General features: G+C 72.9%; 24 protein-coding genes. 16 read left to right on the top strand and 8 right to left on the bottom strand.

Going from position 1 to position 22,774, the window contains the following annotated elements; all coding sequences use genetic code 11:
• The first annotated feature begins 100 nt into the window (after nucleotides 1-100).
• Entirely contained in the window at nucleotides 101-1,900 is a 1,800-nt protein-coding gene (locus ACIBEC_RS41915; protein WP_360506871.1) for a bifunctional metallophosphatase/5'-nucleotidase, read from the top strand.
• A gap of 107 nt (nucleotides 1,901-2,007) precedes the next feature.
• On the opposite strand, the gene ACIBEC_RS41910 is transcribed toward ACIBEC_RS41915, so the two are convergent.
• From ACIBEC_RS41910 to ACIBEC_RS41890, 5 genes are all read right to left on the bottom strand, one after another.
• A complete protein-coding gene (locus tag ACIBEC_RS41910; RefSeq protein ID WP_360506868.1) occupies nucleotides 2,008-3,495 on the bottom strand; it encodes a HAMP domain-containing sensor histidine kinase in 1,488 nt (495 codons plus the stop codon).
• On the bottom strand, nucleotides 3,492-4,262 hold the full coding sequence (locus ACIBEC_RS41905) for a response regulator transcription factor (protein ID WP_360506865.1): 771 nt from the start codon (nucleotides 4,260-4,262) through the stop codon (nucleotides 3,492-3,494). The genes ACIBEC_RS41910 and ACIBEC_RS41905 overlap by 4 nt, the downstream gene beginning before the upstream one ends.
• 68 nt (nucleotides 4,263-4,330) lie before the next feature.
• Nucleotides 4,331-5,479 carry a trypsin-like peptidase domain-containing protein gene (locus tag ACIBEC_RS41900; protein ID WP_360506862.1) on the bottom strand — a complete coding sequence of 383 codons (1,149 nt, stop codon included), beginning with the start codon at nucleotides 5,477-5,479 and terminating at the stop codon, nucleotides 4,331-4,333.
• A 162-nt stretch (nucleotides 5,480-5,641) separates the two neighbouring features.
• A complete protein-coding gene (locus ACIBEC_RS41895) occupies nucleotides 5,642-6,700 on the bottom strand; it encodes a LacI family DNA-binding transcriptional regulator (protein ID WP_360506859.1) in 1,059 nt (352 codons plus the stop codon).
• A 125-nt stretch (nucleotides 6,701-6,825) separates the two neighbouring features.
• Nucleotides 6,826-7,557 carry a response regulator transcription factor gene (locus ACIBEC_RS41890; protein ID WP_360506856.1) on the bottom strand — a complete coding sequence of 244 codons (732 nt, stop codon included), beginning with the start codon at nucleotides 7,555-7,557 and terminating at the stop codon, nucleotides 6,826-6,828.
• A gap of 683 nt (nucleotides 7,558-8,240) precedes the next feature.
• Between ACIBEC_RS41890 and ACIBEC_RS41885 the strand changes: the two genes are divergently transcribed.
• The 7 genes from ACIBEC_RS41885 (at nucleotide 8,241) to ACIBEC_RS41855 (ending at nucleotide 12,979) form a co-directional block, all read left to right on the top strand.
• Complete coding sequence (locus ACIBEC_RS41885; protein WP_360506853.1) at nucleotides 8,241-8,534, top strand: MoaD/ThiS family protein; 294 nt, start codon at nucleotides 8,241-8,243, stop codon at nucleotides 8,532-8,534.
• A gap of 5 nt (nucleotides 8,535-8,539) precedes the next feature.
• Nucleotides 8,540-9,892, top strand: a complete 1,353-nt coding sequence (locus ACIBEC_RS41880; RefSeq protein ID WP_360506850.1) for a hypothetical protein — start codon at nucleotides 8,540-8,542, stop codon at nucleotides 9,890-9,892.
• A gap of 209 nt (nucleotides 9,893-10,101) precedes the next feature.
• Complete coding sequence (locus ACIBEC_RS41875) at nucleotides 10,102-10,836, top strand: DUF2993 domain-containing protein (protein ID WP_360506847.1); 735 nt, start codon at nucleotides 10,102-10,104, stop codon at nucleotides 10,834-10,836.
• A gap of 253 nt (nucleotides 10,837-11,089) precedes the next feature.
• Nucleotides 11,090-11,170 (top strand): Ms5788A family Cys-rich leader peptide, encoded by an 81-nt coding sequence (locus ACIBEC_RS41870; protein ID WP_350517234.1) that lies wholly within the window; start codon nucleotides 11,090-11,092, stop codon nucleotides 11,168-11,170.
• Nucleotides 11,171-11,412: 242 nt separating this feature from the next.
• Nucleotides 11,413-12,249: a sulfurtransferase gene (locus ACIBEC_RS41865; RefSeq protein ID WP_360506844.1), complete on the top strand. Its 837-nt coding sequence runs from the start codon at nucleotides 11,413-11,415 to the stop codon at nucleotides 12,247-12,249.
• A gap of 40 nt (nucleotides 12,250-12,289) precedes the next feature.
• Nucleotides 12,290-12,580: a DUF1416 domain-containing protein gene (locus ACIBEC_RS41860; protein WP_360506841.1), complete on the top strand. Its 291-nt coding sequence runs from the start codon at nucleotides 12,290-12,292 to the stop codon at nucleotides 12,578-12,580.
• A gap of 126 nt (nucleotides 12,581-12,706) precedes the next feature.
• Complete coding sequence (locus tag ACIBEC_RS41855) at nucleotides 12,707-12,979, top strand: DUF3099 domain-containing protein (protein WP_360506838.1); 273 nt, start codon at nucleotides 12,707-12,709, stop codon at nucleotides 12,977-12,979.
• Nucleotides 12,980-12,983: 4 nt separating this feature from the next.
• Here the strand turns inward: ACIBEC_RS41855 and ACIBEC_RS41850 are convergent, their stop codons facing one another.
• On the bottom strand, nucleotides 12,984-13,346 hold the full coding sequence (locus ACIBEC_RS41850; protein ID WP_360506835.1) for a DsrE family protein: 363 nt from the start codon (nucleotides 13,344-13,346) through the stop codon (nucleotides 12,984-12,986).
• 349 nt (nucleotides 13,347-13,695) lie between these two features.
• On the opposite strand from ACIBEC_RS41850, the gene ACIBEC_RS41845 reads away from it, so the two are divergent.
• The 3 genes from ACIBEC_RS41845 to ACIBEC_RS41835 all read left to right on the top strand — a co-directional run bounded on the left by ACIBEC_RS41845 (nucleotide 13,696) and on the right by ACIBEC_RS41835 (nucleotide 15,878).
• The gene (locus tag ACIBEC_RS41845; protein WP_360506832.1) at nucleotides 13,696-14,280 is read left to right on the top strand and encodes an FABP family protein; all 585 of its coding nucleotides are present in this window, start codon (nucleotides 13,696-13,698) and stop codon (nucleotides 14,278-14,280) included.
• A gap of 133 nt (nucleotides 14,281-14,413) precedes the next feature.
• Entirely contained in the window at nucleotides 14,414-14,896 is a 483-nt protein-coding gene (locus tag ACIBEC_RS41840) for a Fur family transcriptional regulator (RefSeq protein ID WP_360506932.1), read from the top strand.
• Nucleotides 14,897-14,915: 19 nt separating this feature from the next.
• A complete protein-coding gene (locus ACIBEC_RS41835; RefSeq protein ID WP_360506929.1) occupies nucleotides 14,916-15,878 on the top strand; it encodes a folate-binding protein in 963 nt (320 codons plus the stop codon).
• 55 nt (nucleotides 15,879-15,933) lie between these two features.
• Here the strand turns inward: ACIBEC_RS41835 and dtd are convergent, their stop codons facing one another.
• The gene (gene dtd / locus ACIBEC_RS41830; RefSeq protein ID WP_360506830.1) at nucleotides 15,934-16,374 is read right to left on the bottom strand and encodes a D-aminoacyl-tRNA deacylase; all 441 of its coding nucleotides are present in this window, start codon (nucleotides 16,372-16,374) and stop codon (nucleotides 15,934-15,936) included.
• A gap of 638 nt (nucleotides 16,375-17,012) precedes the next feature.
• Between dtd and ACIBEC_RS41825 the strand changes: the two genes are divergently transcribed.
• The 3 genes from ACIBEC_RS41825 (at nucleotide 17,013) to ACIBEC_RS41815 (ending at nucleotide 18,978) form a co-directional block, all read left to right on the top strand.
• A complete protein-coding gene (locus tag ACIBEC_RS41825; protein ID WP_396290305.1) occupies nucleotides 17,013-17,633 on the top strand; it encodes an ABC transporter substrate-binding protein in 621 nt (206 codons plus the stop codon).
• 76 nt (nucleotides 17,634-17,709) lie between these two features.
• Entirely contained in the window at nucleotides 17,710-18,669 is a 960-nt protein-coding gene (locus ACIBEC_RS41820; protein WP_360506824.1) for an asparaginase, read from the top strand.
• A gap of 99 nt (nucleotides 18,670-18,768) precedes the next feature.
• The gene (locus tag ACIBEC_RS41815) at nucleotides 18,769-18,978 is read left to right on the top strand and encodes a dodecin (RefSeq protein ID WP_360506821.1); all 210 of its coding nucleotides are present in this window, start codon (nucleotides 18,769-18,771) and stop codon (nucleotides 18,976-18,978) included.
• 142 nt (nucleotides 18,979-19,120) lie between these two features.
• On the opposite strand, the gene ACIBEC_RS41810 is transcribed toward ACIBEC_RS41815, so the two are convergent.
• Nucleotides 19,121-19,612, bottom strand: coding sequence for an inorganic diphosphatase (locus tag ACIBEC_RS41810; RefSeq protein ID WP_188300447.1), 492 nt, complete (start codon nucleotides 19,610-19,612; stop codon nucleotides 19,121-19,123).
• Between the two features lie 76 nt (nucleotides 19,613-19,688).
• On the opposite strand from ACIBEC_RS41810, the gene dacB reads away from it, so the two are divergent.
• Both dacB and ACIBEC_RS41800 read left to right on the top strand, forming a co-directional pair.
• A complete protein-coding gene (dacB, locus tag ACIBEC_RS41805) occupies nucleotides 19,689-21,305 on the top strand; it encodes a D-alanyl-D-alanine carboxypeptidase/D-alanyl-D-alanine-endopeptidase (protein ID WP_360506820.1) in 1,617 nt (538 codons plus the stop codon).
• A gap of 244 nt (nucleotides 21,306-21,549) precedes the next feature.
• The gene (locus ACIBEC_RS41800) at nucleotides 21,550-22,722 is read left to right on the top strand and encodes a zinc-dependent metalloprotease (protein ID WP_360506817.1); all 1,173 of its coding nucleotides are present in this window, start codon (nucleotides 21,550-21,552) and stop codon (nucleotides 22,720-22,722) included.
• The last annotated feature ends 52 nt before the right edge of the window (nucleotides 22,723-22,774 follow it).

The following is a 22,774-nucleotide window of genomic DNA, read 5'->3' as shown; positions in this document are numbered from 1 at the left end:
CAGCTACGCGCGTTGACCCTAGGCTTCACAGGCGCAACACATGCCCGTACGCCGATGCTGTCCACAGCCGGTGCTCCTCCGAGGTGCAGGGGAACCCCTCATGCTCACCGTCAGATCCCGACGGACGGCGCTCGCCGTCGTCGCCGCCGCAGGTCTGCTCGGCACAGTGGTCGTGCCGACGGCCGCCCAGGCCGCCGACGCCAACGCCAAGCGTCACAAGACCGTCAACCTCCAGCTGCTGGCGATCAACGACTTCCACGGCAACCTGGAGCCCCCGGCCGGCTCGTCCGGCACGATCAAGGAGATCGACCCGGCCACCGGCAAGGAGGTCGCCACCCCGGCCGGCGGCATCGAGTACCTGGCCACCGAGCTGCGCAAGGCCCGGATCCCGGCCGACGACTCGATCACGGTCGCGGCCGGCGACATCGTCGGCGCCAGCCCGCTCACCTCGGCGCTCTTCCACGACGAGCCGACCATCGAGGCGATGGACAAGCTCGGCCTGGACGTCACCTCCGTGGGCAACCACGAGTTCGACGAGGGCGCGCAGGAACTGCTGCGGATGCAGGAGGGCGGCTGCCACCCGACCGACGGCTGCTACGAGCCCGGTCGCACCTTCAAGGGCGCCAACTTCAACTACCTGTCGGCGAACGTCACCGACGAGAAGACCGGCAAGCCGCTGCTGGCCCCGTACTGGATCACCAAGTCCCAGGGCGTGAAGGTCGGCTTCATCGGCGTCACCCTGGAGGGCACGCCGAACATCGTGACCGCCGAGGGCGTCAAGGGCCTGAAGTTCGCCAACGAGGTCACCACGATCAACAAGTACGCCGCCGAGCTCAAGGCCAAGGGCGTCAACTCGATCGTCGCGCTGATCCACGAGGGCGGCTACCCGGCCAGCAGCGTCTACAACTACGACTGCGGCGCGGCCGGGCAGGGCATCTCCGGCCCGATCGTCGACATCGCGAAGAAGATCGACCCCGCGGTCGGCGCCATCGTCACCGGCCACACCCACAACGCGTACGCCTGCAGCATCCCCGACCCCAACGGCGTTCCGCGCTCGGTGACCAGTGCCGCCTCCTTCGGCCGGCTCTTCACCGAGATCGACATGAAGCTGGACAAGACCACCGGCGAGATCGTGCGCCCCTCGGTCAAGGCCGAGAACCACGTGGTGCGCCGCACGGTCGAGAAGGCGCCCGACATGACGGCGCTGGTCGACCACTATCAGAAGCTGGCCGCCCCGATCGCCAATCGCCCGGTCGGCTACATCTCCGCGGACGTCAACGGCCGCGGCAGCAGCGACCTGGAGAAGCCGCTCGGTGACGTGATCGCCGATGCGCAGCTGGCCGGACTGGCCCCGGCCGACAAGGGCGGCGCGCAGGTCGCCTTCATGAACCCGGGCGGTATCCGCTCCGACCTGGTCTACAAGGCCTCGGGCGGCGAGGGCGACGGCGTGGTGACCTACGGCGAGGCGTTCACCGTCCAGCCGTTCACCAACATGATGCAGGTCAAGACCCTGACCGGCGCCCAGCTGATCCAGCTGCTCCAGCAGCAGGTCAGCGGCCTCAACGTCGCCGCGCCCAAGATCCTCCAGGGGTCGAAGAACCTCAACTACACCCTGGACATGCGCAAGACCGGCGCGGACCGGGTGCTCGTGGACTCGATCCGGCTGAACGGCGCGCCGGTCGACCCGGCCGCCAGGTACCGCGTCGCGGCCAACGAGTTCCTGGCCGGCGGCGGCGACGGCTTCCCGGCCTTCGCGGCCGGCACCGACAAGCTCGTCGGCGCCTCCGACCTGGACGTCTTCACCGCCTACCTGGGCGCCCACAGCTCGGCGAGCGCGCCGCTGCAGGCCCCGGCGCAGGACCGGATCAAGGTCATCGGCCCGGGCAGCGACATCGACTGACCGTGAGCCGGCTGGGGCCCTGTGCCCCGGGGACGGGCGGGGCGCTGTCGGGGCGCCCCGCCCGTCCTGCTTTCCGCCCCGTCACTCCGGGGCGCTGTTCCGGGGCGCTATTCCGGGACGGGCCCGCCCGGCAGACGGACCGTGGCCAGCGCGCCCGGACCGCCGTCCGTGGCCGGACCGAGCGTGACCTCGCCGCCCGCCTCCCGGACGCTCTGCGCGACGATCGACAACCCGAGGCCCGAGCCCGGCAGCTGACGCGAGGACGGCGAGCGCCAGAACCGGTCGAAGACGTACTGGAGCTCATCGGCCGGGATGCCCGGGCCGTGGTCGCGGACGGTCAGCACGCCTCGCTGGAGCCGGACGTCGATGGTCCCGCCCGGCGGGCTGTACTTGACCGCGTTGTCCAGCAGGTTGATCACCGCCCGCTCCAGCCCGGCGGCGTCGGCGTGCACGTACCAGGGCTCGGCACTCGTCTCGAAGACCAGCCCCGGGCCGCGCAGCTTCGCCCGCTCGATTGCCCGCCCGGCGATCTCGTGCACGGCGACGACGGTGAGGTTCGGGCCCGCCTTCGGGGAGTCGGGGCGGGAGAGCTGCAGCAGATCGCCGATCAGGACGGTCAGCTCCTGCATCTGCGCCTTCATGTTGCCGAGCAGCTTGGTCTTGGTGGCGGGGGGCAGCGGCCGGCCGGTGTCGTTGCTGCGGATCAGCAGGTCGACATTGGTGCGCAGGGACGTGAGCGGCGTACGGAGCTCGTGGCCGGCGTCGGCGATCAGCCGGGTCTGCCGCTCGCGGGAGTTGGCGAGGGCGGTGCTCATGGAGTTGAACGAGGTGGAGAGGCGGGCGATCTCGTCGTCCCCGTGCACCGGGATGGTGGTGCCGACCTCCTCGGTCCGGGCGATGTGCTCGACGGCGTCGGTGAGTTGGTCGACCGGCTTGAGGGCGGAACGGGCGACCAGACGGCCGGCGAGGGCGGCGAGGAGGATGCCGCCGACGGAGACGGAGCCGAGGAGGATGCCGAGGCCCTGGAGGGAGTCCTCGACGGACTGGGTGGGGGTGGCGACCATGACGACGACCGGCACGGTGTACCGGGGGTCCATGGTCAGCCGGACCAGTGCGGGGTCCCCATTGGTGTACTGGCCCTCCCGGATGGTCGACTGGCCGGGCTTCAGCCGGAACGCGGCGGAGTCCTCCGACTTGGTCACGATCGCCCTGGTTGCGCCCGGGGGCAGGCAGACGCCCTTCCCGGCCGCGAGGAACTGGGTGTCCCGTGGCGCAGCGCCGCTGATCTCCGGCAGATTTCCTCCGCGCTGGCGTTCCAGCGCATGCTCCGGGGTGTCGTAGCACTCCAGGGCGGCCACTCGCGGCGGTGAGGGCAGGGGCGCGTTCACCAGGTCCGTCCGGACCTGGTTGTACAGCTGCTTCTCCACGATGAACCAGCACGCCAGGGCCGACAGCGCGATGGCCACCGCCACCGCCGCCGCGCTCAGGAAGGTGAGGCGGCTGCGGAGGGAGCGGGAGCGGAGCCAGTGGACGAGGCGGCGCCGGCGGCCGGGGGTGCGGGGCGGCGCCAGGGGCGGGGGAGGAACGGTTGTCACGCGCCGGCGCCGGTTGCCGGGCGCAGGGCGTAGCCGACGCCGCGTACGGTCTGGATCAGGCGGGGCATGCCGCCCTGCTCGGTCTTGCGGCGCAGGTACATCACGTAGACGTCCAGGGAGTTGGAGGAGGGCTCGAAGTCGAAGCCCCAGACCGCCTTGAGGATCTGTTCGCGGGTGAGGACCTGTCGGGGGTGCGAGAGGAACATCTCCAGCAGCATGAACTCGGTGCGGGTGAGTTCGATCGGCTTGCCGGCCCGGGTGACCTCGCGGGTGGCGGTGTTCATGCGCAGGTCGGCGAAGGTGAGCACCTCGCTGTCGTCCTCGGCGGCGGCGCGGGCGGCGGCCTCGGCGGCGAGGGCGTTGCGGCGCAGCAGGGCGCGGACGCGGGCGAGCAGTTCATCGAGTTCGAAGGGCTTGGCAAGGTAGTCGTCGGCCCCGACGTCGAGGCCGGTGACGCGGTCGCCGACGGCGTCGCGGGCGGTGAGCATGAGCACCGGGACGGTGTCGCCGCGTGAGCGCATCCGGCGGACGGCGGTGAGGCCGTCCATTCGGGGCATCATGATGTCCAGCAGGACGAGGTCGGGCCGGTCGCGTTCGACGGATTCCAGGGCTTCGTAGCCGTCGGTGGCGGTGGCGACCTCGTAGCCCTCGAAGGCGAGGCTGCTCTCCAGGGCGTCCCGGAGGGCGGGTTCGTCGTCGACCACGAGGAGCCGGGCGGCGGGGTGGCCGGGCTCGGCGGGGGTGCGGTCGTCGGCGGACGGGGTCATGGGCGGGTGCCCTTTCTCGTCGGGTGGAGGGCCTGCTGGGGCCAATTGTCCGTCGTAGGGATTGTGGCTTACAGGTTCTGGCCGGCTTCGATCTTCGGCAGGACCTGCTTGATGTTGTCGATCGGGATGGCGAAGCCGAGGCCGACGCTGCCGGCCGTGCCGCCGCCGGCGGTGGAGCTGGTGCCGTTCGGGGCGTACATCGCCGAGTTGATGCCGATGACCTGGCCGTTGGCGTTGATCAGCGGGCCGCCGGAGTTGCCGGGGTTGAGGGCGGCGTCGGTCTGGAAGGCCTTGTAGGTGGTGGTGCTGCCGTTGTTCGACTGGGGCTGGGTGCCGCGCAGGCCGGGCAGGCCGGGCAGGCTGGGGAAGCCGAAGCCGCCGTTGCCGCTGGTGCTGCCCTCGTCGAGCTGGACGGTGACGTCGCGGTTCTCGGCGCTGATGATGCCGGAGGTGACGGTGCCGGTGAGGCCGTCGGGGTTGCCGATGGCGACGACCGGGTCGCCGACGGCCATGGTGGAGGAGTCGCCGAGGACGGCGGGGGCGAGGTTCTTGGCGCCGGTCGCGGTGATCACGGCGACGTCGAGGGACTTGTCGGTGCCGGTGACGGTGGCCTGGGTGGTGGAGCCGTCCTTGAAGGTGACGGTGATCCGGCCGCCGTCGGCCGCGGTGTCGATCACGTGGTAGTTGGTGAGGATCCGGCCGTCCTTGTCCAGGACGACGCCGGTGCCGGTGGCGGTGCCGTTGCCGTTCTTGACGGTGATCTGGACGACGCTGGGCGAGACGGCGGCGGCGATGGCCGGCACGTTGGCGCTGCCGTCACTGCGGGCGGAGACCGGGCTGGCGATGGTGCCGACGTGGGTGTCGGAGGACTGCCGGTCGGCGGCGACCACTCCGCCGGTGACCCCGCCGATGACGGCGGCGGCTGCGGCGACGGCGGTCACCAGGGCGAGTCGGCCGCGCAGCAGGCCGCGCCGGGCCCGGCTGCCACGGCCGCCGTGGCCCTCGGGGGAGTCGGGGCCGAGGACGGTGGGCGGCTCGGGCGGCATGGGCGGGGGAGGAGGCGGTCCGTCGAAGCCGCTGCCGGAGTGGTCCTCGCGGTAGGCGTACCCGGCCGGGCCGGTGCTGCCCGCGGTGCCGCCGCCGAGCACGGTGCCCTCGATCACCCGGGGCTCGTACGGGCTGTGGGGGTCGCTGGGGTGCTGCTGCTGTTCGCTCATGCCGACCAAGCTCCGCCTGGTGGATGAGGACTGGATGAGAACCGGCTCAGAGGGCGGAAAGAAGCCCGTTGGGTTCTCATAAAGCCAGGTCAGGCGGCCTTCGGAGTGGAGTTGGCGATTCCGGTTCGGCCGGTTGCCCGGCCCGGCTCGCCGTTCCGTCCGCTACTCCGCCGCGGGGCGACCGGGTGCGGCCCCGTCACAGCCGCAGGAGCGGCGGATGACCAGGCGGGACGGGAACTTGCGGACCCGCTCGGTGTCCGAGCCGGGCACCATCAGCGAGTCGTCCAGCACCAGGTCCACGGCGGCCCGGGCCATCGCGTCGCGGTCGGAGGCGACGGTGGTCAGCGGCGGGTCGGCGAGCGCGGCTTCCGGCACGTCGTCGAAGCCGGCCACCGCGAGGTCCTCCGGGACGCGCAGGCCGACCTCGCGGGCGGCCCGCAGCACGCCGATGGCCTGGTCGTCGGTGGAGCAGAAGATCGCCCGCGGCCGGTCCGGTGAGCGCAGCACGCCGAGGGCGACCTCGTACGCGCCGTAGCGGTGGAAGGGCGCGTCGATCAGGTGCGGTTCGGCGGGGATGCCGTGCGCGTCCATGGCGCGCTGCCAGCCCTCGACGTGGTCGATGACCGGGTCGCCGGGGGCGGGGGACTCGACCGGGCCGCCGAAGCAGGCGACGTACGGGTGTCCGTGCACCTCCAGCAGGTGGCGGACGACTGCCTCGGCGCCGCCCACGTCGTCGGTGACCACCGCGACGTCGTCGATCGCCTCGGGCCGGCGGTGCAGCAGCACGACCTTGGCGCCCTCCATCGCGGCGAACTCCTCCGCGGCGCGCTGCGAGGGGCCCTGGCTGACCAGGATCAGGCCGGAGACGCGCATGCCGAGGAAGGCGCGGACGTAGTGGACCTCGCGGTCGTCCACGTAGTCGGAGTTGCCGATCAGCACGAGCTTGCCGCGCTCGGAGGCGGCCCGTTCGACGGCGTGGGCCATCTCGGCGAAGAAGGGCTGGCGGGCGTCCGGGACGACCATGCCGATCAGGTTGGTCCGGCGGGAGGCCATCGCCTGGGCGACGCTGTTCGGCCGGTAGCCGAGCTGCTCGATCGCCGCGAGCACCTTCTCCCGGGTCGCGGGCGCGACCGGGCGCGGCCCGTTGTTGATGACGTAGCTGACGACCGCGGTCGAGGTACCAGCCAGTCGGGCTACATCGTCGCGCGTCACTTTGGCCACGAGGGGAGTCTACGCGTGTGGTCTCCGGGGCGGCAGTGGGACCTGGGGCCGCTGCCGGGTGGACGGCGGGCGGCTCCGGGATGAACCGGACAAGCCGGGCGGGGGACGGCCCGCCCGGCCGCGTCTCACGCCTCCAGGGGGGCGGCGGGGCGCTGGGCGAGCTCCGGCCGCTCGCCCTTCTCGGGCTTCTCCGGGACGACGAAGCGGTAGCCGACGTTGCGCACGGTGCCGATCAGCTGCTCGTTCTCCACGCCGAGCTTGGCGCGCAGTCGCCGGACGTGGACGTCCACCGTCCGGGTGCCGCCGAAGTAGTCGTAGCCCCAGACCTCCTGCAGCAGCTGGGCCCGGGTGAAGACCCGGCCGGGGTGCTGGGCGAGGTACTTGAGCAGCTCGAACTCCTTGAAGGTGAGGTCGAGCGCCCGGCCCTTGAGCTTCGCGGAGTAGGTGGCCTCGTCGACCGAGAGGTCGCCGTTGCGGATCTCCATCGGGCTGTCGTCGGTGACGACCTGGAGGCGGCCCAGCGCGAGCCGCAGCCGGGCCTCGACCTCGGCCGGGCCGGCGGTGTCCAGCAGGACGTCGTCGATGCCCCACTCGGCGGTGACGGCGGCCAGGCCGCCCTCGGTGACCACCAGGATCAGCGGGCAGCCGATGCCGGTGGAGCGCAGCAGCTGGCACAGGCTGCGGATCTGCGGCAGGTCGCGTCGGCCGTCGACCAGGATGACGTCCGCGCTGGGGGTGTCCACCAGGGCCGAGCCCTCGGCGGGGGCCACCCGGACGTTGTGCAGCAGCAGGCCGAGGGCAGGCAGTACCTCGGCGGAAGGTTGCAGTGCGTTGGTGAGAAGGAGGAGAGAACTCATACCCGGTGGTCCCCTTTCCGGGTCGTCGCGGTCGCGTTACGGCTGCCGCCACAGCCGGATGGCGCACGTGCTGAGGGGGAGGAGGGGCGGACGGGCGCCTGGGGCGTACCGAGGGAGCGGACGGCGCGCAGGGCGTAGTGGCGGACCCGCCGGGGGTCCCGCAACCCCTGGCGCACCGTTTCTGCCCTGTTCATCACCGTGAACCTCCGGTCTGGTCCGGTCCCGGGCGGCGGCCCGGTGCCCGGTGGCGACGTCCCGGCCGGCCGCGGCACGTCGTTGTGCCGCGACGGACGGGGCGGTTCCCGCGGTCCGCCGGGGGTGGGCCGACGAATCGCAAGAACGTCCGTACTGGCGTCCTGAAAGCACAAAAGGACCCGGGGGCGACTCTGCCCGGATCCCTCTTGGTGGTCGAGAATAGCCGACCTCCCCCCGCATCGGGAGTGCCCGAATCCGGCGGTACCCCCATTTCGGGCGTACGCCGGGTGAGCCTGGACACAGCTTCGAGCGCCGCTCCGCACCCGCGGGCCAGGGCGATTGCCCGTCGTGGCGGCGGACACGCCATCATGGGACGCACATCGGCGGCGCCGCGCGGGTCCATCGTTCGGGTGGTCGGGCGGCCGCCCCGGTGGCGAGCCGGACCGGGGCACCGGGGCCGGGCGAGGACGACGAGAAGGGGTGGCCCGATGGGCGCGACCACCGAGCCCGCGAGCGGTGCCCGGGTGCGCGGGACGATCCGCTACTGGGCGGCGGCGAAGTCCGAGGCCGGTCTGGCCGAGGAGCCGTACGAGGCGGCGACCCTGGCGGAGGCGCTGACGGCGGCCAAGGAGCGGCACGCCGACAAGCCGAAGCTCGTCCGGCTGCTCGGGCACTGCTCGTACCTGGTCGACGGCGCCCAGGTGGGCGGCCGGGACCACACGACCGTCGCCCTGACCGAGGGCGGGACGGTCGAGGTCCTCCCGCCGTTCGCGGGAGGCTGAGCGGCGTGACGGACATGAACAACCCGAACCCCGGTGGCTACGGCGCATGGCAACAGCAGCCGCAGCAGCCCCAGCAACCGCAACAGCCCCAGCCGCCCCAGGCTCCGCAGGGGTACCCGCAGCACGCGCAGCAGCCGGGGCAGCAGCCGCCGTACGGCTATCCGGTGGAGGACGCGGCGGCGACCGCGGTGATGCCGGCGGTGCCGGCCTTCGACGACGGTGCGGCGACGACGCTGCTGCCGCCCGTGCCGCCGATGAACGACGCCGCGGCCACCACGCTGCTGCCGCCGGTGGTGGTCTCCGGTGCGATGCCGGTCGCGCCGCCGCAGCACCTCGGACAGGCTCCGGCGCAGCACCAACGCCGGCACCAGCGTCCGGCCCAGCCCCCGCAGCCCGGGCTGCAGCCGCCGCCGCCCGCCCGGGCTCGGGCCCGGCACGCGGCCCCGGCGCCGGCGCCGCAGGCCGCCGCCTCGCAGCAGCAGGCGGCGGAGGCCTTCGACCCGCCGACCATGACGCTCAAGCGCCCGGACGCCCCCGGCCAGGCAGGCCCGGTGGGTCCGACGGGCCAGGCCGGCCCGGTGGGCGCCCCCGTCCTGCCGCCGTTCGCGGCCGTCCCGGCGCAGCCCGCACCGCCTGCCGGCCCACACGGCCGGACCGGTTCGCCGATCATCGACCCGGGCCTCCAGCCGGCCCTGATCACGGCCGGCGTGGCCGCGCTGCTGGCCGGCGGTGCCGCGCTCGGGCAGGTGGCGCTGGCCCTGGTGGTGGCGCTGCTGCAGCTGCTGACGGCGGCCGGCTGGTTCCGGCTGAACGGTATGTGGCCGGCCCGCCAGGGCATCCTGCTCGCCGCGCTGTCCGGGTTCACCGCGGACGTGGCGCTGCTGCTGGCGGACTCCGACGGCGGTGTGGCGGCCGTGGTGGGCACCCTGGGCGGGTTCTTCCTGCTGGTCCTGGTGCTGCAGACGTTCCGTCCGTCGGACCCGAAGGAGCGGTTCTACGCGCTGACCGTGCTGGGTTCGGCCACCGTGGTGACGGCACTGTGCACCACGCTGCTGCTGGCCGACTGGGTGCCCGCCGGGGTGGGCGCGGTCGCGCTGGCCACCCTGCTGGCCGCGGCGCCACTGCCCGGCCCGAAGCAGCTCGGCCCGGTCCTGGGTCTGGCGGCGGCCGTGGCGCTGGGGCTGCTGGTGGGTGCGCCGGTGGCGCTCGGTGCGCTCGCCGGGCTGGGGGCGCTGGTCGGCCGCCGGGTCGCGGCGTACGACTTCCCGTCCCGCTTCGTGCACATGACGGCGGGCGTGGCGCTGCCGCTGGCGGTGGCCGCGCCGCTGATCTGGATGGCCACCGACCTGTTGGTCTGATCCGCTGCGCGCCGACGCCTCCCTTCGCCGACGCCCCCCTTCCCACCGACGTCCCGTCCCGGAACCATGCTCCGGGGCGGGACGTCGTACGGTCGTGCGGGAGCGGCCGCGTCCGGCGGCCGTCACAGGACAGTGAACGACAGCCAACGACCACAGCGAACAAGCACAGCGAACGACCACAACGGCGACCGGCGACGACGGGGGACACGATGCGCGGATGGCTGAAGGCCACGATCGGCCTGGTGGTGCTCTCGGGCCTCCTGGTGGGCGCCGACCGGATCGCGGTCGGCGTGGCCGAGGACGAGGCGGCCGACCGGATCGTGAAGAGCGGCCGGATGAGCCAGCGGCCGGACGTCTCGATCGAGGGCTTCCCGTTCCTCACCCAGGTGCTGTCGATGAAGCTGGACGACGTCCGGATCTCCGCCGACGGCCTGACCGTCGGCGACGGCAGCCACCAGGTGGCGCTGCACTCGTTCAAGGCCAAGCTCTCCGGCGTCAAGGTGAGCGACAGCATGAACAACGCCACGGTGGACAGCGGCACCGGCAGCGGGGTGATCTCGTACCCGGACCTCGCGCAGCTGCTGCCGCCGGCCTCCCAGCTGCTGCACGGCACCAAGCTGCCGGTGGGCAGCAACTCCCGGCTGAGCCTGTCGTACGGCGGGCCGGGCAAGGTCAAGGCCTCGCTGGGGCCGATCGCGGTCGGTGAGGGCACCGTGCACAACGACGGGAACACCGTCACGGTGGACGGCTTCCGGCTGAGCTCCCTGGCGGGGATGCTGGCCGGGGTCACCAACCAGCAGATCGAGCCGATGAGCTTCACCCTGGACACGCTGCCGGCCGGGCTGAAGCTCGCCGCCAAGGACGGCGACAAGGACGGTGTGACGCCGCTGCCGGAGGGCCTCCAGCTGACCTTCGACGGCAAGGGCGTCAAGCTCCTCGGCTGAGTCCCGCGCCGTCGGCCCGCACCCGGCGTGCCGGGCCTGTTCTTCGTACCGCCGAAACGTTCCGCTCCGCGAGACGCGCTGTCCAGCGCGGACCGCGGAGCGGTGGCGTTCCCGCCCGTTGTGCGCTGCCGAGGGGCGGCCCGACCGGGCCCGGCGGCCCGGCCGGAGGCCAAATCTCGCAATGCGGCTGTTTTGGTCTCAATATTCGATACGTTGGTGACAGCGGGCCGTCGGTGTCCCTAGCATCGTCGGCATGAAGCGACAGACGGACCTCACGAAGCGGCGGGCGGTAGACCTGTGCCGCGTGGCCGCCTGTCTGTGTCGAATGCGCTGACTCGGCATCCCGGCAGGGCAGTTGAAGCCCGCCGTCGATCTCCCCGGTGACTTTTCCGGCCGTCCTCGCGGGCCGGCGCCGACGTACTCCGCAGTTTCCTGCCCGGCCGCACCGGTCCACCCGTCCTGTCCCAGTATTCGGACAGGAATTCGGACAAGGATTCGAATCGCTCCGCCCGGGTGCCCCTGCAGCACTCCTGAGCAGCACCTTCCGCCAACCGCCCTCGGATGGAGAACATCACCATGAGCCGCAGTGACGTCCTGGTCGACGCCGACTGGGTCCAGGCCCACCTGGACGACCCGAAGGTCGTCATCGTCGAGGTCGACGAGGACACTTCCGCGTACGACAAGAACCACATCCGCAACGCCGTCCGGATCGACTGGAAGAAGGACCTCCAGGACCCGGTCCGCCGCGACTTCATCGACCAGGCCGGCTTCGAGGCGCTGCTCAGCGCCAAGGGCATCGCCAACGACGACACCGTCGTCCTGTACGGCGGCAACAACAACTGGTTCGCCTCGTACGCCTACTGGTACTTCAAGCTGTACGGCCACGGCGATGTCCGCCTGCTGGACGGCGGCCGCAAGAAGTGGGAGCTGGACTCCCGCGACCTCGTCTCCGAGGTGCCGGCCCGCCCCGCCACCGCGTACACGGCGCAGGCCGCCGACTCGTCGATCCGCGCCTTCCGCGACGACGTGATCGCCGCCATCGGCACCCTGAACCTGGTCGACGTCCGCTCGCCCGACGAGTTCTCCGGCAAGCTGCTCGCCCCGGCCCACCTCCCGCAGGAGCAGTCGCAGCGCCCCGGCCACGTGCCGAGCGCCCGCAACATCCCGTGGGCCAAGAACGCCAACGACGACGGCACCTTCAAGAGCGACGACGAGCTCACGGCGCTGTACCAGGCCGAGGGCATCGACCTGGCGAAGGACACCATCGCCTACTGCCGCATCGGCGAGCGCTCCGCGCTCACCTGGTTCGTGCTGCACGAGTTGCTCGGCCAGGAGAACGTCAAGAACTACGACGGCTCGTGGACCGAGTACGGCAGCCTGGTCGGCGTGCCGATCGAGCTCGGCAGCAACTGAGCCTCCGGCTCCACCCGTAAGTCAGAAGGGAAGTACAGACATGTGCGGTGCGAAGGCCGGCGGCCCGGACCTGGCAGGAGTTGACGTGGCGAACGAGACGATCATCCAGGGTTCGGTGACCCGCGACGGTGAGCCGGTCAACGGCTACGTGCGGCTGTTGGACGAGGGCGGTGAGTTCACGGCCGAGGTGCCCACCTCGGCGACCGGCCAGTTCCGGTTCTTCGCCCGCCCGGGCAAGTGGACCCTGCGCGCGCTGGTGCCGGGCCAGACCGTGGACCGTCAGGTGGTGGCCTCGCAGGGCATCGCCGTCGAGGTCGCGATCGCGGTCTGACCGCGTCGGAACCGGCGTAGGTGAACCGGCGCACGTGAAGCGGTACGCGAACCGGCGCACGTGAACCGGAGTGCGACACCCCGAGGGCCCCTGCCGAGCAGGGGCCCTCGGTCGTACCGTGGAGGGGTGCAGACGAGGCGGCGGCGTCGCTACTACTTCGCCATGATGGGCGTGTGCCTGGGCCTGTTCGTCCTGGCCTGGGGCGTGGTGCGGTTCTTCTCGGTCGGCGCGGCGATCGGCATGTGCGTGGTCGCGATGGTGATCCCGCCGGCCGCCGCGGTGTTCGCCAACAAGCGGGACCCGGACGACGACTGGTGGAATGACCCGCGCTGGGACGACCCGAAGTGGGACGACCCCGGCCATGACCGGGACCACCCCGACCACGAGCAGCGCCCGTGAGCCGTCAGTAGACGAGGGCTTGGACGCCGTCCGCCATGATCTCGCTGACGAAGACCTGCGCGCCCGCGATCCGGACGCCCTTGACGGTGTCCTTCTGCTCGATCCCGCGCCGGGCCGCGCACTGGGTGCAGAGCGTCACCGAGCCGGCCGCCAGGATCGACTCCAGCAGGTCCGGCAGCGGCGCGGCGTGCGGCAGTTCGAACTCCGCCGCCCGGTCGGGCAGGGCGAACCAGGAGGACTCCCCGGTCAGCCAGAGCGAGACGTCGATCCCGCTGGCGACGGCCACCGCCGCCACCGTGAACGCCTGCGAGCACCGCTCCGGCGCGTCCGCCCCTGCGGTGACCTTGATGACGAGTTTCTTCGACATGGCGCCACCTTAGAGGTCGCGCCGCCCCCGCCGTCCGTCATCCCCGGAAACCCTTGGGCAAAGCTTGAGCGGCGTGGTAGCAGCGGCGCGAACGGCGACGTGGTGGGGCTCACCGCGACCGGCCGTGGCCCGACGGATAGAGTGAGCGGAGCAAAATCCACCACACTGTCGCCGCCTGGGAGCCCCCCGTGTCCGGTCTGGAAATGTTCTTCGACGGTCTGCTGGCCCTCATGGCCGTGCTGATCACCTGGTTCGCCATCTTCTCGGTGATGAAGCTGTACCAGGGCCAGCGCTGAGCCTGCCGTACGGTTGAGGCAGCCCCACACCGACGACGACAGCGACCAGGAACATGATCGAGATCCCCTCAGACCTCCACAAGGACGTCGTGCCGCTCGCCTTCCTCCTCGGAACCTGGGAGGGCGCGGGCGTCTACGACTTCCCCGGCGCGGAGAAGTGCAACTTCGGCCAGGAGATCGTGATCCGTCACGACGGCCGACCCTTCCTGGAGTTCCGCTCCCGCACCTGGGTGCTGGACGGCGAGGGCGAGAAGGTTCGCCCGCTGGAGAACGAGCACGCGTTCTGGCGCATCACGAGCAACACCGACGGCACCAGCGGCGCCCGCGGGATCGAGATCTCCTCCGTCCGTGACGACGGCACGGTCGAGATCTGGTACGGCGAGCTGGCCGACGGCAAGCCCCAGATCGATGTCTCCACCGACGCGGTGGCCCGGATCGAGGGGTCGCCGGAGTACTCGGGCGGCAAGCGGCTGTACGGCTTCGTCAACGGCGAGCTGCTCTGGGTCGGCGAGAAGGCCGCCCCGAACGTGCCGCTGCGCCCGTACATGTCCGCGCAGCTGAAGAAGGTGCTCAGCCCGGCGCAGCTGATCAAGGACATCAACGACCTGCCGGACGACGGCATCGCCTTTTTCAAGTAGGCACAGCTCGAGTAGGCACAGCTCGAGCAGGCACGGTTCAGGTAACAGCACAGTCCTGCACGAGGTAGGGACCGGCCCGAGGCCGGTCCCTACACTTGCATCAGGACCCCCGACCTTGGCAGGGACAGCAACCGTGGCGGACACCGGCACCACCGACTGGCAACTCTCCGGCGACTGGCACCTCTCCGACGACTGGAAGACCGACCTGCGCGAACGCGGCTACCGCCTCACCCCGCAGCGGCAGCTCGTGCTGGAGGCCGTCGACGAGCTCGACCACGCCACCCCCGACGACATCCTCTGCCACGTCCGGCGGACCGCCAGCGGCATCAACATCTCCACCGTCTACCGGACGCTGGAGCTGCTGGAGGAGCTGGGCCTGGTCTCGCACGCCCACCTCGGCCACGGCGCCCCGACCTACCACCTGGCCGGCCGCCACCACCACCTGCACCTGGTCTGCCGGGACTGCGAGAAGGTCACCGAGACCGACACCGAGATCGCCCAGCCGCTGATCGACAGCCTGCGCGCGCAGCACGGCTTCGACACCGACCTCAAGCATTTCGCCATCTTCGGCCGCTGCGCCGACTGCACCGCCAAGCTCGCCGGGGACCGGTCGTAAGCTGGCCGGTATGACCGGTGTGAAGAGCCCGCTGCTTGCCCTGCCCGGAGCCGTCCCCGCCGAGGGGGCCGACGAAGGCGTCGCCGCCCACTACGGCGACATCTTCCGAGAGCAACGCCACCTCTCGCAGGGCACCGGCTTCGTCGACCTCTCGCACCGGGGGGTGGTCACCGTCACCGGCGCGGACCGCCTCACCTGGCTGCACCTACTGCTCACCCAGCACGTCAGCGAGCTGCCGCCGCAGCAGGCCGCCGAGGCGCTGGTGCTCTCCCCGAACGGGCACGTCGAGCACGCGCTCTACCTGGTGGACGACGGCACCACCACCTGGGCGCACGTCGAGCCGGGCACCCAGGGCGCGCTGGTCGCCTACCTGGAGAGCATGAAGTTCTTCTACCGGGTGGAGGTCGCCGACGCGACCGCCGAGTACGCCGTGGTCCACCTGCCGGCCGGCTCCACCGCCTCCGTCGAGGATGCCGCCGCCGTCCGCGAACTCCCCTACGGGCGCGACCTGTTCGTGCCGCGCGCCGAGCTGGAGAAGCTCACCGCCGGATACGGCCCGGCGGCCGGGATCTGGGCTTACGAGGCGCTGCGGATCGAGGGCCACCGGCCCCGGCTCGGATTCGAGACCGACCACCGGACCATCCCGCACGAGGTGGACTGGCTGCGCACCGCCGTCCACCTGCAGAAGGGCTGCTACCGCGGCCAGGAGACCGTCGCCCGGGTGCACAACCTGGGCCGCCCGCCGCGCCGGCTGGTCTTCCTGCATCTGGACGGCACCGAGGAGTCGCTGCCCCCGCACGGCACCGAGGTGCGGCTGGCCACGGACCCGGACGGGCGGTCGCTGGGCTTCGTGACCTCCTCGGCCCGGCACCACGAGCTGGGGCCGATCGCGCTGGCGATCGTCAAGCGGAACGTCCCGGTGGACGCGGTGCTGCTGGCCGGGACGGTGCCGGGCACCCAGGACGTGATCGTCCCTCAGTAGGCCGGACCGGGAGCCGGACCCCGGCTCGGACCTCGACGCCTCGGACCTCGACGCCTCAGACCTCGACGAGGACGGTGAACGGGCCGTCGTTCACCAGCGCCACCTGCATGTCGGCGCCGAACCGGCCCGTCTCCACCTTGGCGCCCAGCTCGCGCAGTCGGGCGACCACCTCGTCCACCAGCGGCTCGGCGACCGGGCCGGGGGCGGCGGCGTTCCAGGTGGGGCGGCGGCCCTTGCGGGCGTCGCCGTAGAGCGTGAACTGACTGATCACCAGCAGTGGCGCGCCGAGGTCCGAGCAGCTCTGCTCGACGCCCTCCTCGTTCGCCGGGAGCAGCCGCAACGTCCAGAGCTTGCGGGCCAGTTGGGCGGCCTTGGCGGGGGTGTCGTCGTGGGTGACGCCGACCAGGACGCAGAGCCCGGGCCCTTCGATCGCGCCGACGGTCTCACCGGCCACGGTCACCCGGGCCTCGGTCACTCGCTGCACCACTGCTCGCATGCCGCCATTGTGCCGGAGGACCGTACGGCCGCCGGAGGGCCCCCGGCGCGGCCCGGTACGGCCTGCGCCGGGCACCCCGCGCTCCGCTCGTTGCTGAGCGCCCCCGCGCGCGCTGCCGGGGCCGCCTCGCTCGGCGCTCGCCCCCGCCCGCATGCCCGCCGCCCGTCGTGGACGCATCCCTCACATGCGTCACAGGGGTCGTCCCAGGGCGCACACGAGGGGCGCGTACGGAGGTGGCGCACGCCGTGAGGTGAGCGCCTGCGCGGGTCCGGGCGCCACTGTTCCTGCGGAAAGGGTTGGTCATATCAGCCACCCCCGTTCGCCAGGGGGCCGTTCGGGTGCACGGGCGGTGCGCGCGCGCCGGGCGGGGTGGCACGCTGGTGGACCGTACGAAGGGTCCGGGGCGCCATGAGGTCCGCCGCGCCGGGCCCGGGTTCGGCCGGACGGTCGAGCCGGTAGGTCAGGCGTTCTGGCGGTGTCGCCCCGACGGGTGGTTGCGGCCGGGGAGCGGAACCTCCGGGGGTCTCCCGGGCGTGCCGACGAACGGAACGCCGAGCCCGTCGGGGGACGGGTCGGACCGGCGGCAGGGACGGGGTGCCGCGAGCGGGCGGGATCGGACGACGTCAGGTGGTTGGGTGATGGACGCGAGCAGCGCGGCGCGGGACCGGTCCGGTCCGGTGGTGCGGGCCCCCGAGGGCCCGCACGGTCCGGTGGCGGGCGCGGAGGGCGAGCCCGATCTGGAGCGGCTGGGCCTGGATCAGCTGCGGGTGCTGCGCCGGGAGACCCTGGAGCAGGAGGCCGACCTGTCCTACCTGCGGCGGCTGCTGCACGGGCGGATGGACATCCTGCGCGCCGAGCTCGACCGGCGCCCCGGCGTGGGCCCGGTCCGGGCGGTCGGTGTGTCCGGCCCCGACCTGGTCTCCGGCGACCTGCTGGACCGGCTCCCGGCCATCCTGACCGACGCGCCCTCCACGGTGCGGCGCTCGGCCCGGCACGTCACCCTCGGCCCGCCGCGCACCCGGGAATCCGGCCTGGAGGCGGACGCGCTGATGGGAGACGTCCAGCTGGCCGACCTGGCCGCGCACCCGGCCGAGGAGTTGCTGGCCGCCCTGGAGCGGCTGCGGGCGCACGAGCGGGAGGTGTCCGGGCGGCGCCAGCGGCTGCTGCGCACGGCCGACGGTTGCAATGCCGAGATCACCCGCAGGTACCGTGATGGGGAAGCACGGGTCGACGACCTGCTCGCAGGGGGGCCGCTCTGACCGGGTGAGTCGCTGCGGGCGGGTGTGGGCCCGGGTTCGTTCCCGGCTCACCCTCGCCCCGGAAGGCTCAACCCCGATGTCCCAGCTCGCCACCGTGCCCGTGCTCGCCGAGGTCATACGATCCGGCTTCGTCGAGGGCCACCACCACGGTTCCCTGGTGCTGCTCGCCGCCGACGGCTCGGTCGAGTTCGCGCTGGGCGATCCGGACGCGCCGGTCTTCCCGCGGTCGACCGCCAAGCCGTTCCAGGCGGTGGCCACGCTGCGGGCCGGGCTGGCGTTGGAGGGCGAGCTGCTGGCGCTGGCGGCCTCCAGTCACTCCGCAGAATCGTTTCACCTCGCCGGTGTGCGGGCCATCCTGGGCTCCGCCGGGCTCGACGAGGCGGCCCTGCGCACCCCGGCCGACCTGCCGCTGGACGAGACCGAGGCCGAGCTGCTGCTCGGCTCCGGCGGCCACCGCGCCCCGATCCTGATGGACTGCTCCGGCAAGCACGCCGGCTGGCTGGCCGCCTGCGTGACCAACGGCTGGGACACCGCGAGCTACCTCGACCCGGCCCACCCGATCCAGCGGCTGGCCCGCGAGGCCCTGGAGGAGGGCACCGGCGAGACCCCCGCGCACGCCGGCGTCGACGGCTGCGGAGCCCCGCTGCTGGCCGTCACCCTGACCGGCCTGGCCCGCGGCTACCGCGGCCTGGTGCTGGCCGCCACGGCGACCGCGCCGCGCCGGGTGGCCGACGCGATGCGCGCCCACCCCGAGTACGTGGCCGGCACCCGGCGGGCCGACACCTGGCTGATGCGGGCGATCCCGGGCGCCCTGTCCAAGATGGGTGCCGAGGCCGTCCAGGTCGTGGCGCTGCCGGACGGGCGGGCGCTGGCCTTCAAGATCGACGACGGCGGCGAGCGCGCCCGCGGCCCGGTCCTGGCGGCCGCCCTGCGCCGGCTCGGGGTGACCGGAGCGGACGAGACCGTCGAGCGGATCGGCACGGTCCCCCTGCTCGGCGGCGGCGCACCGGTCGGGCAGGTGCGGGCGGTGTTCTAGGCCCTCGTCGGGCGGCCGCCGGCCGTTGCTCGGGGTGCGGTCGGCGCGGGGGCGGTGCACGGTGGACCGGGGGCCGTCGCACAGCTGAGGGAGTCCGCCATGACCGACCATGTGTACCGGGTGACCGAGATCGTCGGGTCCTCGACCGAGAGCGTCGACGCCGCGATCCGCAACGGGGTGGAGCGGGCGGCCCGGACGCTGCGCAACCTCGACTGGTTCGAGGTGTCGCAGGTCCGGGGGCATCTGGAGGACGGCCGGATCAAGCACTACCAGGTCTGCATCAAGCTCGGCTTCCGGCTGGAGGACTGACCGGCTGCACGACAGAGGTCGCTGCACGAAGGGACCGCCGCACGACAGAGGCCGGGGCCCGCGGACGAATCCGCGAACCCCGGCCCCAGGCTGTCCCGACCTACCTCGAACCACCCTGATCGAACGAGATCGGAACGACGGCTCAGTGGCCGCCCTGCTCCGCCAGGCGCTTGATCGAAGCGGTGACCTCGGCCTCGGCCTCGGCGCGGCCGACCCAGTCGGCGCCCTCGACGGACTTGCCGGGCTCCAGGTCCTTGTAGACCTCGAAGAAGTGCTGGATCTCCAGGCGGTCGAACTCCGACACGTGGTGGATGTCGCGCAGGTGCTCCCAGCGCGGGTCGGTCGCGGGGACGCAGAGCAGCTTGTCGTCGCCGCCGGCCTCGTCGGTCATGTGGAACATGCCGATGGCGCGGCACTTGATGAGGCAGCCCGGGAAGGTCGGCTCGTCCAGGATGACCAGGGCGTCCAGCGGGTCGCCGTCCTCGCCGAGCGTGCCCTCGACGTAGCCGTAGTCGGCCGGGTAGCGGGTCGAGGTGAAGAGCATCCGGTCGAGCCGCAGACGACCGGTCTCGTGGTCGACCTCGTACTTGTTACGAGAGCCCTTAGGGATTTCGATAAGGACGTCGAACTCCAACGGTTCCTCCAAGGTAGGGACTGACAGAATCCAAGTGTCTCCTACGGGAGTGAGTGCTTCGGAAAGGGGCCGGTCGGTGGGAGCTGGGGGAGGGGCGGCTCGCCGCCGCAGGGGAACGGCCGCGGGGCTGCTCGGCGTGGCGCTGCTGGTCGCCGGAACGGTGCTGACCCCGGATGGTGCGTATGCGCAGCCAACCCCGACCCCGGGCGGGCACAGCACCGGGCACGGCGAGGGCGACGACCGCGACGGCGGCCGGGACGGCCACGACGCCAAGAAGGACGACCACGGGAAGGGCGGCGCCACGCCCAAGCCGGGTGACAGCCCGAACGCCACGCCCACCCGCCGGTCCGGGCCGTCCGCCGCCGCCCCGACCGCCACCGGCGGCAGCGACTCGCCCGCCGCACGCCCGGTCCCCGCGCCGGGCGCCGTCCTGGCCGCCGCCGAGGACGGCCCGGAAGCCGCCGTTCCCACCACCCAGGGCCTCCAGCAGGCCCTCGTCGCCGCTCTCGCCGACCGCAACCTCGGCGATGTCACCTTCGCCGTCGCGGACGCCGCCGTCGGCCGACTCCTGTACGGCTCCGGGGAGAACACCCCGGCCACCCCCGCCTCCACCACCAAACTGGCCACCTCGATCGCGGCCCTGTCCCTGATCCCCGGCGACACCCGGCTGAGCACCAGAGTGGTCCGCGGCGCCGACCCGGGCACGATCACCCTGGTCGGCGGCGGCGACCCGACGCTCACCGCGCTGCCCGCCGACCAGGTGCAGATCGGCGGACAGCCCGCCGACGCCGACACCGCCCCCGCCTCCCTGGACGCCCTGGCCCGGCAGACCGCCGCCGCCCTCGCGGCCGCCGGTACCACCACGGTCAAGCTGGACTACGACCTGTCGATGTACGCGGGCGACCCGCGGCACAGGAACCACGACGGGCAGAACATCGCCCTGGTCGTCCCGCTGATGCTGGACGAGGCCAAGGTGGACCCGAAGAGCCGGGACGACGCGCCGAACCGCGTCGCCGACCCGGCCGGCGCGGCCGCCGAGGCCTTCGCCGCCCTGCTCAAGGCCCAGGGCGTCACCGTGGAGGGCAAGGCCACGCCCGCCGCCGCCCCGGCCGCCGCCGACGCGCCCGTCCTCGGCCGGGTCGACTCGCCCACGATCGACCGGCTGGTCGAGCGCCTGCTGACCACCTCCGACAACCAGCTCGCCGAGGCGGTCGCCCGCCAGGCCGCCCTCGCCGCCCACCAGCCGGCCAGCTTCGAGGGGGCGGCCGCCGCCGTCGCCCAGGAGCTCACCCGGCTCGGCGTGCCGACGGGTGACGTGGTCCTCAACGACGGCAGCGGCCTGCACCCGGGCAATGCGATCCCGCCCGCCGTCCTGGTCCGCCTCCTCTGCCTGGCCGCCTCCGAGCAGCACCCCGCCCTGCGCCCGGTCCTCACCGGCCTCCCGGTCGCCGGCTTCACCGGCACCCTCGGCAAGCGCTACGGCGCCGGCTCCGGCGCCGCCGACGCGGCCGGCCTGATCCGTGCCAAGACCGGCACCCTCAGCGGCGTCAACACCCTCGCCGGCACCGTCGTCGACGCCGACGGCCGCCTCCTCGTCTTCGCCGTCATGACCCGCACCCCCGCCCCCGCCGACACCGCCCGCGCCGCCATGGACCGCATCGCCGCCCGCCTCGCCGGCTGCGGCTGCCACTGACCCGGCCGTCCCCGCCGCCGCCGTGGGCCGGCCCGGCATCCGCGGCTGCCGCTGGAGCGCCACGGGTCCCCGGCCGCAGCGGAGTTGGGGTGCCGGTGTGGACGGCGCCGATGTGGGGAAGCCGTGTCGCGGGGTGCCGGTGGGGTCGGGGCCGGTGCGGGGAGGTCGTTTCGCGGGATGCCGGGGGAGAGGTGTTCCGTGCGGGTGGCTGCCGTTGGTGGGGGGGAGCACGTACGGTGAGGGCATGACGAGCGCGAGTGGCGGTGCTGACATGGTCGACTGGAACCTCGCGGTCGCAACTGCGACCAGGCTGGTCCGGCCGGGGCCGGAGGTGAGCCGGGCGGAGGCGGCGGCGGTGGTCGCCGAGCTGCGCCGGCACGCCTTGGCGGCGGAGGAGCACGTACGGGCGTTCACCGGCATGCGGTCGTCGAGCCTGGCCCAGGCCGCGGCGACGCCGGTGCTGGTGGTGGACCGCCCCGGATGGGTGCGGGCCAATGTGGCGGGCTTCCGTACGGTGGTCCAGCCGCTGGTGGAGAAGTTGCAGGCGCGCCGGGCGAACAGCGCGGCGGCCGGGATGCTCGGCACGGTGGGGGAGAAGGCGACCGGCATCGAGGTCGGGGCGCTGCTGGCGTTCCTGGCGACCAAGGTGCTGGGCCAGTACGAGACCTTCGCCCCGGCGGAGCCTTCGCTGGAGGCGCCGGACAGTCCGGCGGCGTTGTTCGACAAGCCGCGGCTGGGGCCGGAGGGTCCCGGGCCGGGCCGGCTGCTACTGGTGGCGCCGAACATCGTGCACGTCGAGCGGGAGCTGGACGTCGATCCGTCCGACTTCCGGCTCTGGGTCTGTCTGCACGAGGAGACGCACCGGACGCAGTTCACGGCGGTGCCGTGGCTGCGTGACCACATCCAGTCCGAGGTGCAGGCCTTCCTCGCGGAGACGGACGTCGACCCGGGGGCGCTGCTGGACCGGTTGCGGGAGGCGGCGGGTTCGCTCGGCGGGCTGCCGGGTGTCGGCGGCCGGGAGGGTTCGTCCTCGTCGAATCTGCTGGAGATCGTCCAGTCGCCCGCGCAGCGCGAGATCCTCGGCCGGTTGACGGCCGTGATGTCGCTGCTGGAGGGCCACGCGGACGTGGTGATGGACGGCGTGGGCCCGGCCGTGGTGCCGACGGTCGCGGAGATCCGGGAGAAGTTCCAGCAGCGCCGGGACCGCGGTGCGAACCGCCTGGACCTGCTGCTGCGCCGGCTGCTGGGCATGGACGCCAAGCTGCGCCAGTACCAGGACGGCGCGGTGTTCGTGCGCGGGGTGGTGGAGCAGGTCGGCATGGAGGGGTTCAACCGGGTGTGGACCTCCCCGAACACCCTGCCGACCAAGGAGGAGATCCACGACCTGGCCGCGTGGGTGGCGCGGGTGGCCCGCTGAGCGGCCGCAGCGTGACGCGGACGCGCCGCGAGCCGGGCGGCAAGCGGCGCGC

Source organism: Kitasatospora sp. NPDC051164 (assembly GCF_044455625.1).
Taxonomy (GTDB): domain Bacteria; phylum Actinomycetota; class Actinomycetes; order Streptomycetales; family Streptomycetaceae; genus Kitasatospora.
Note: the sequence above shows the minus strand (reverse complement) of the source record. Positions and strands in the feature narration are given on the sequence as shown.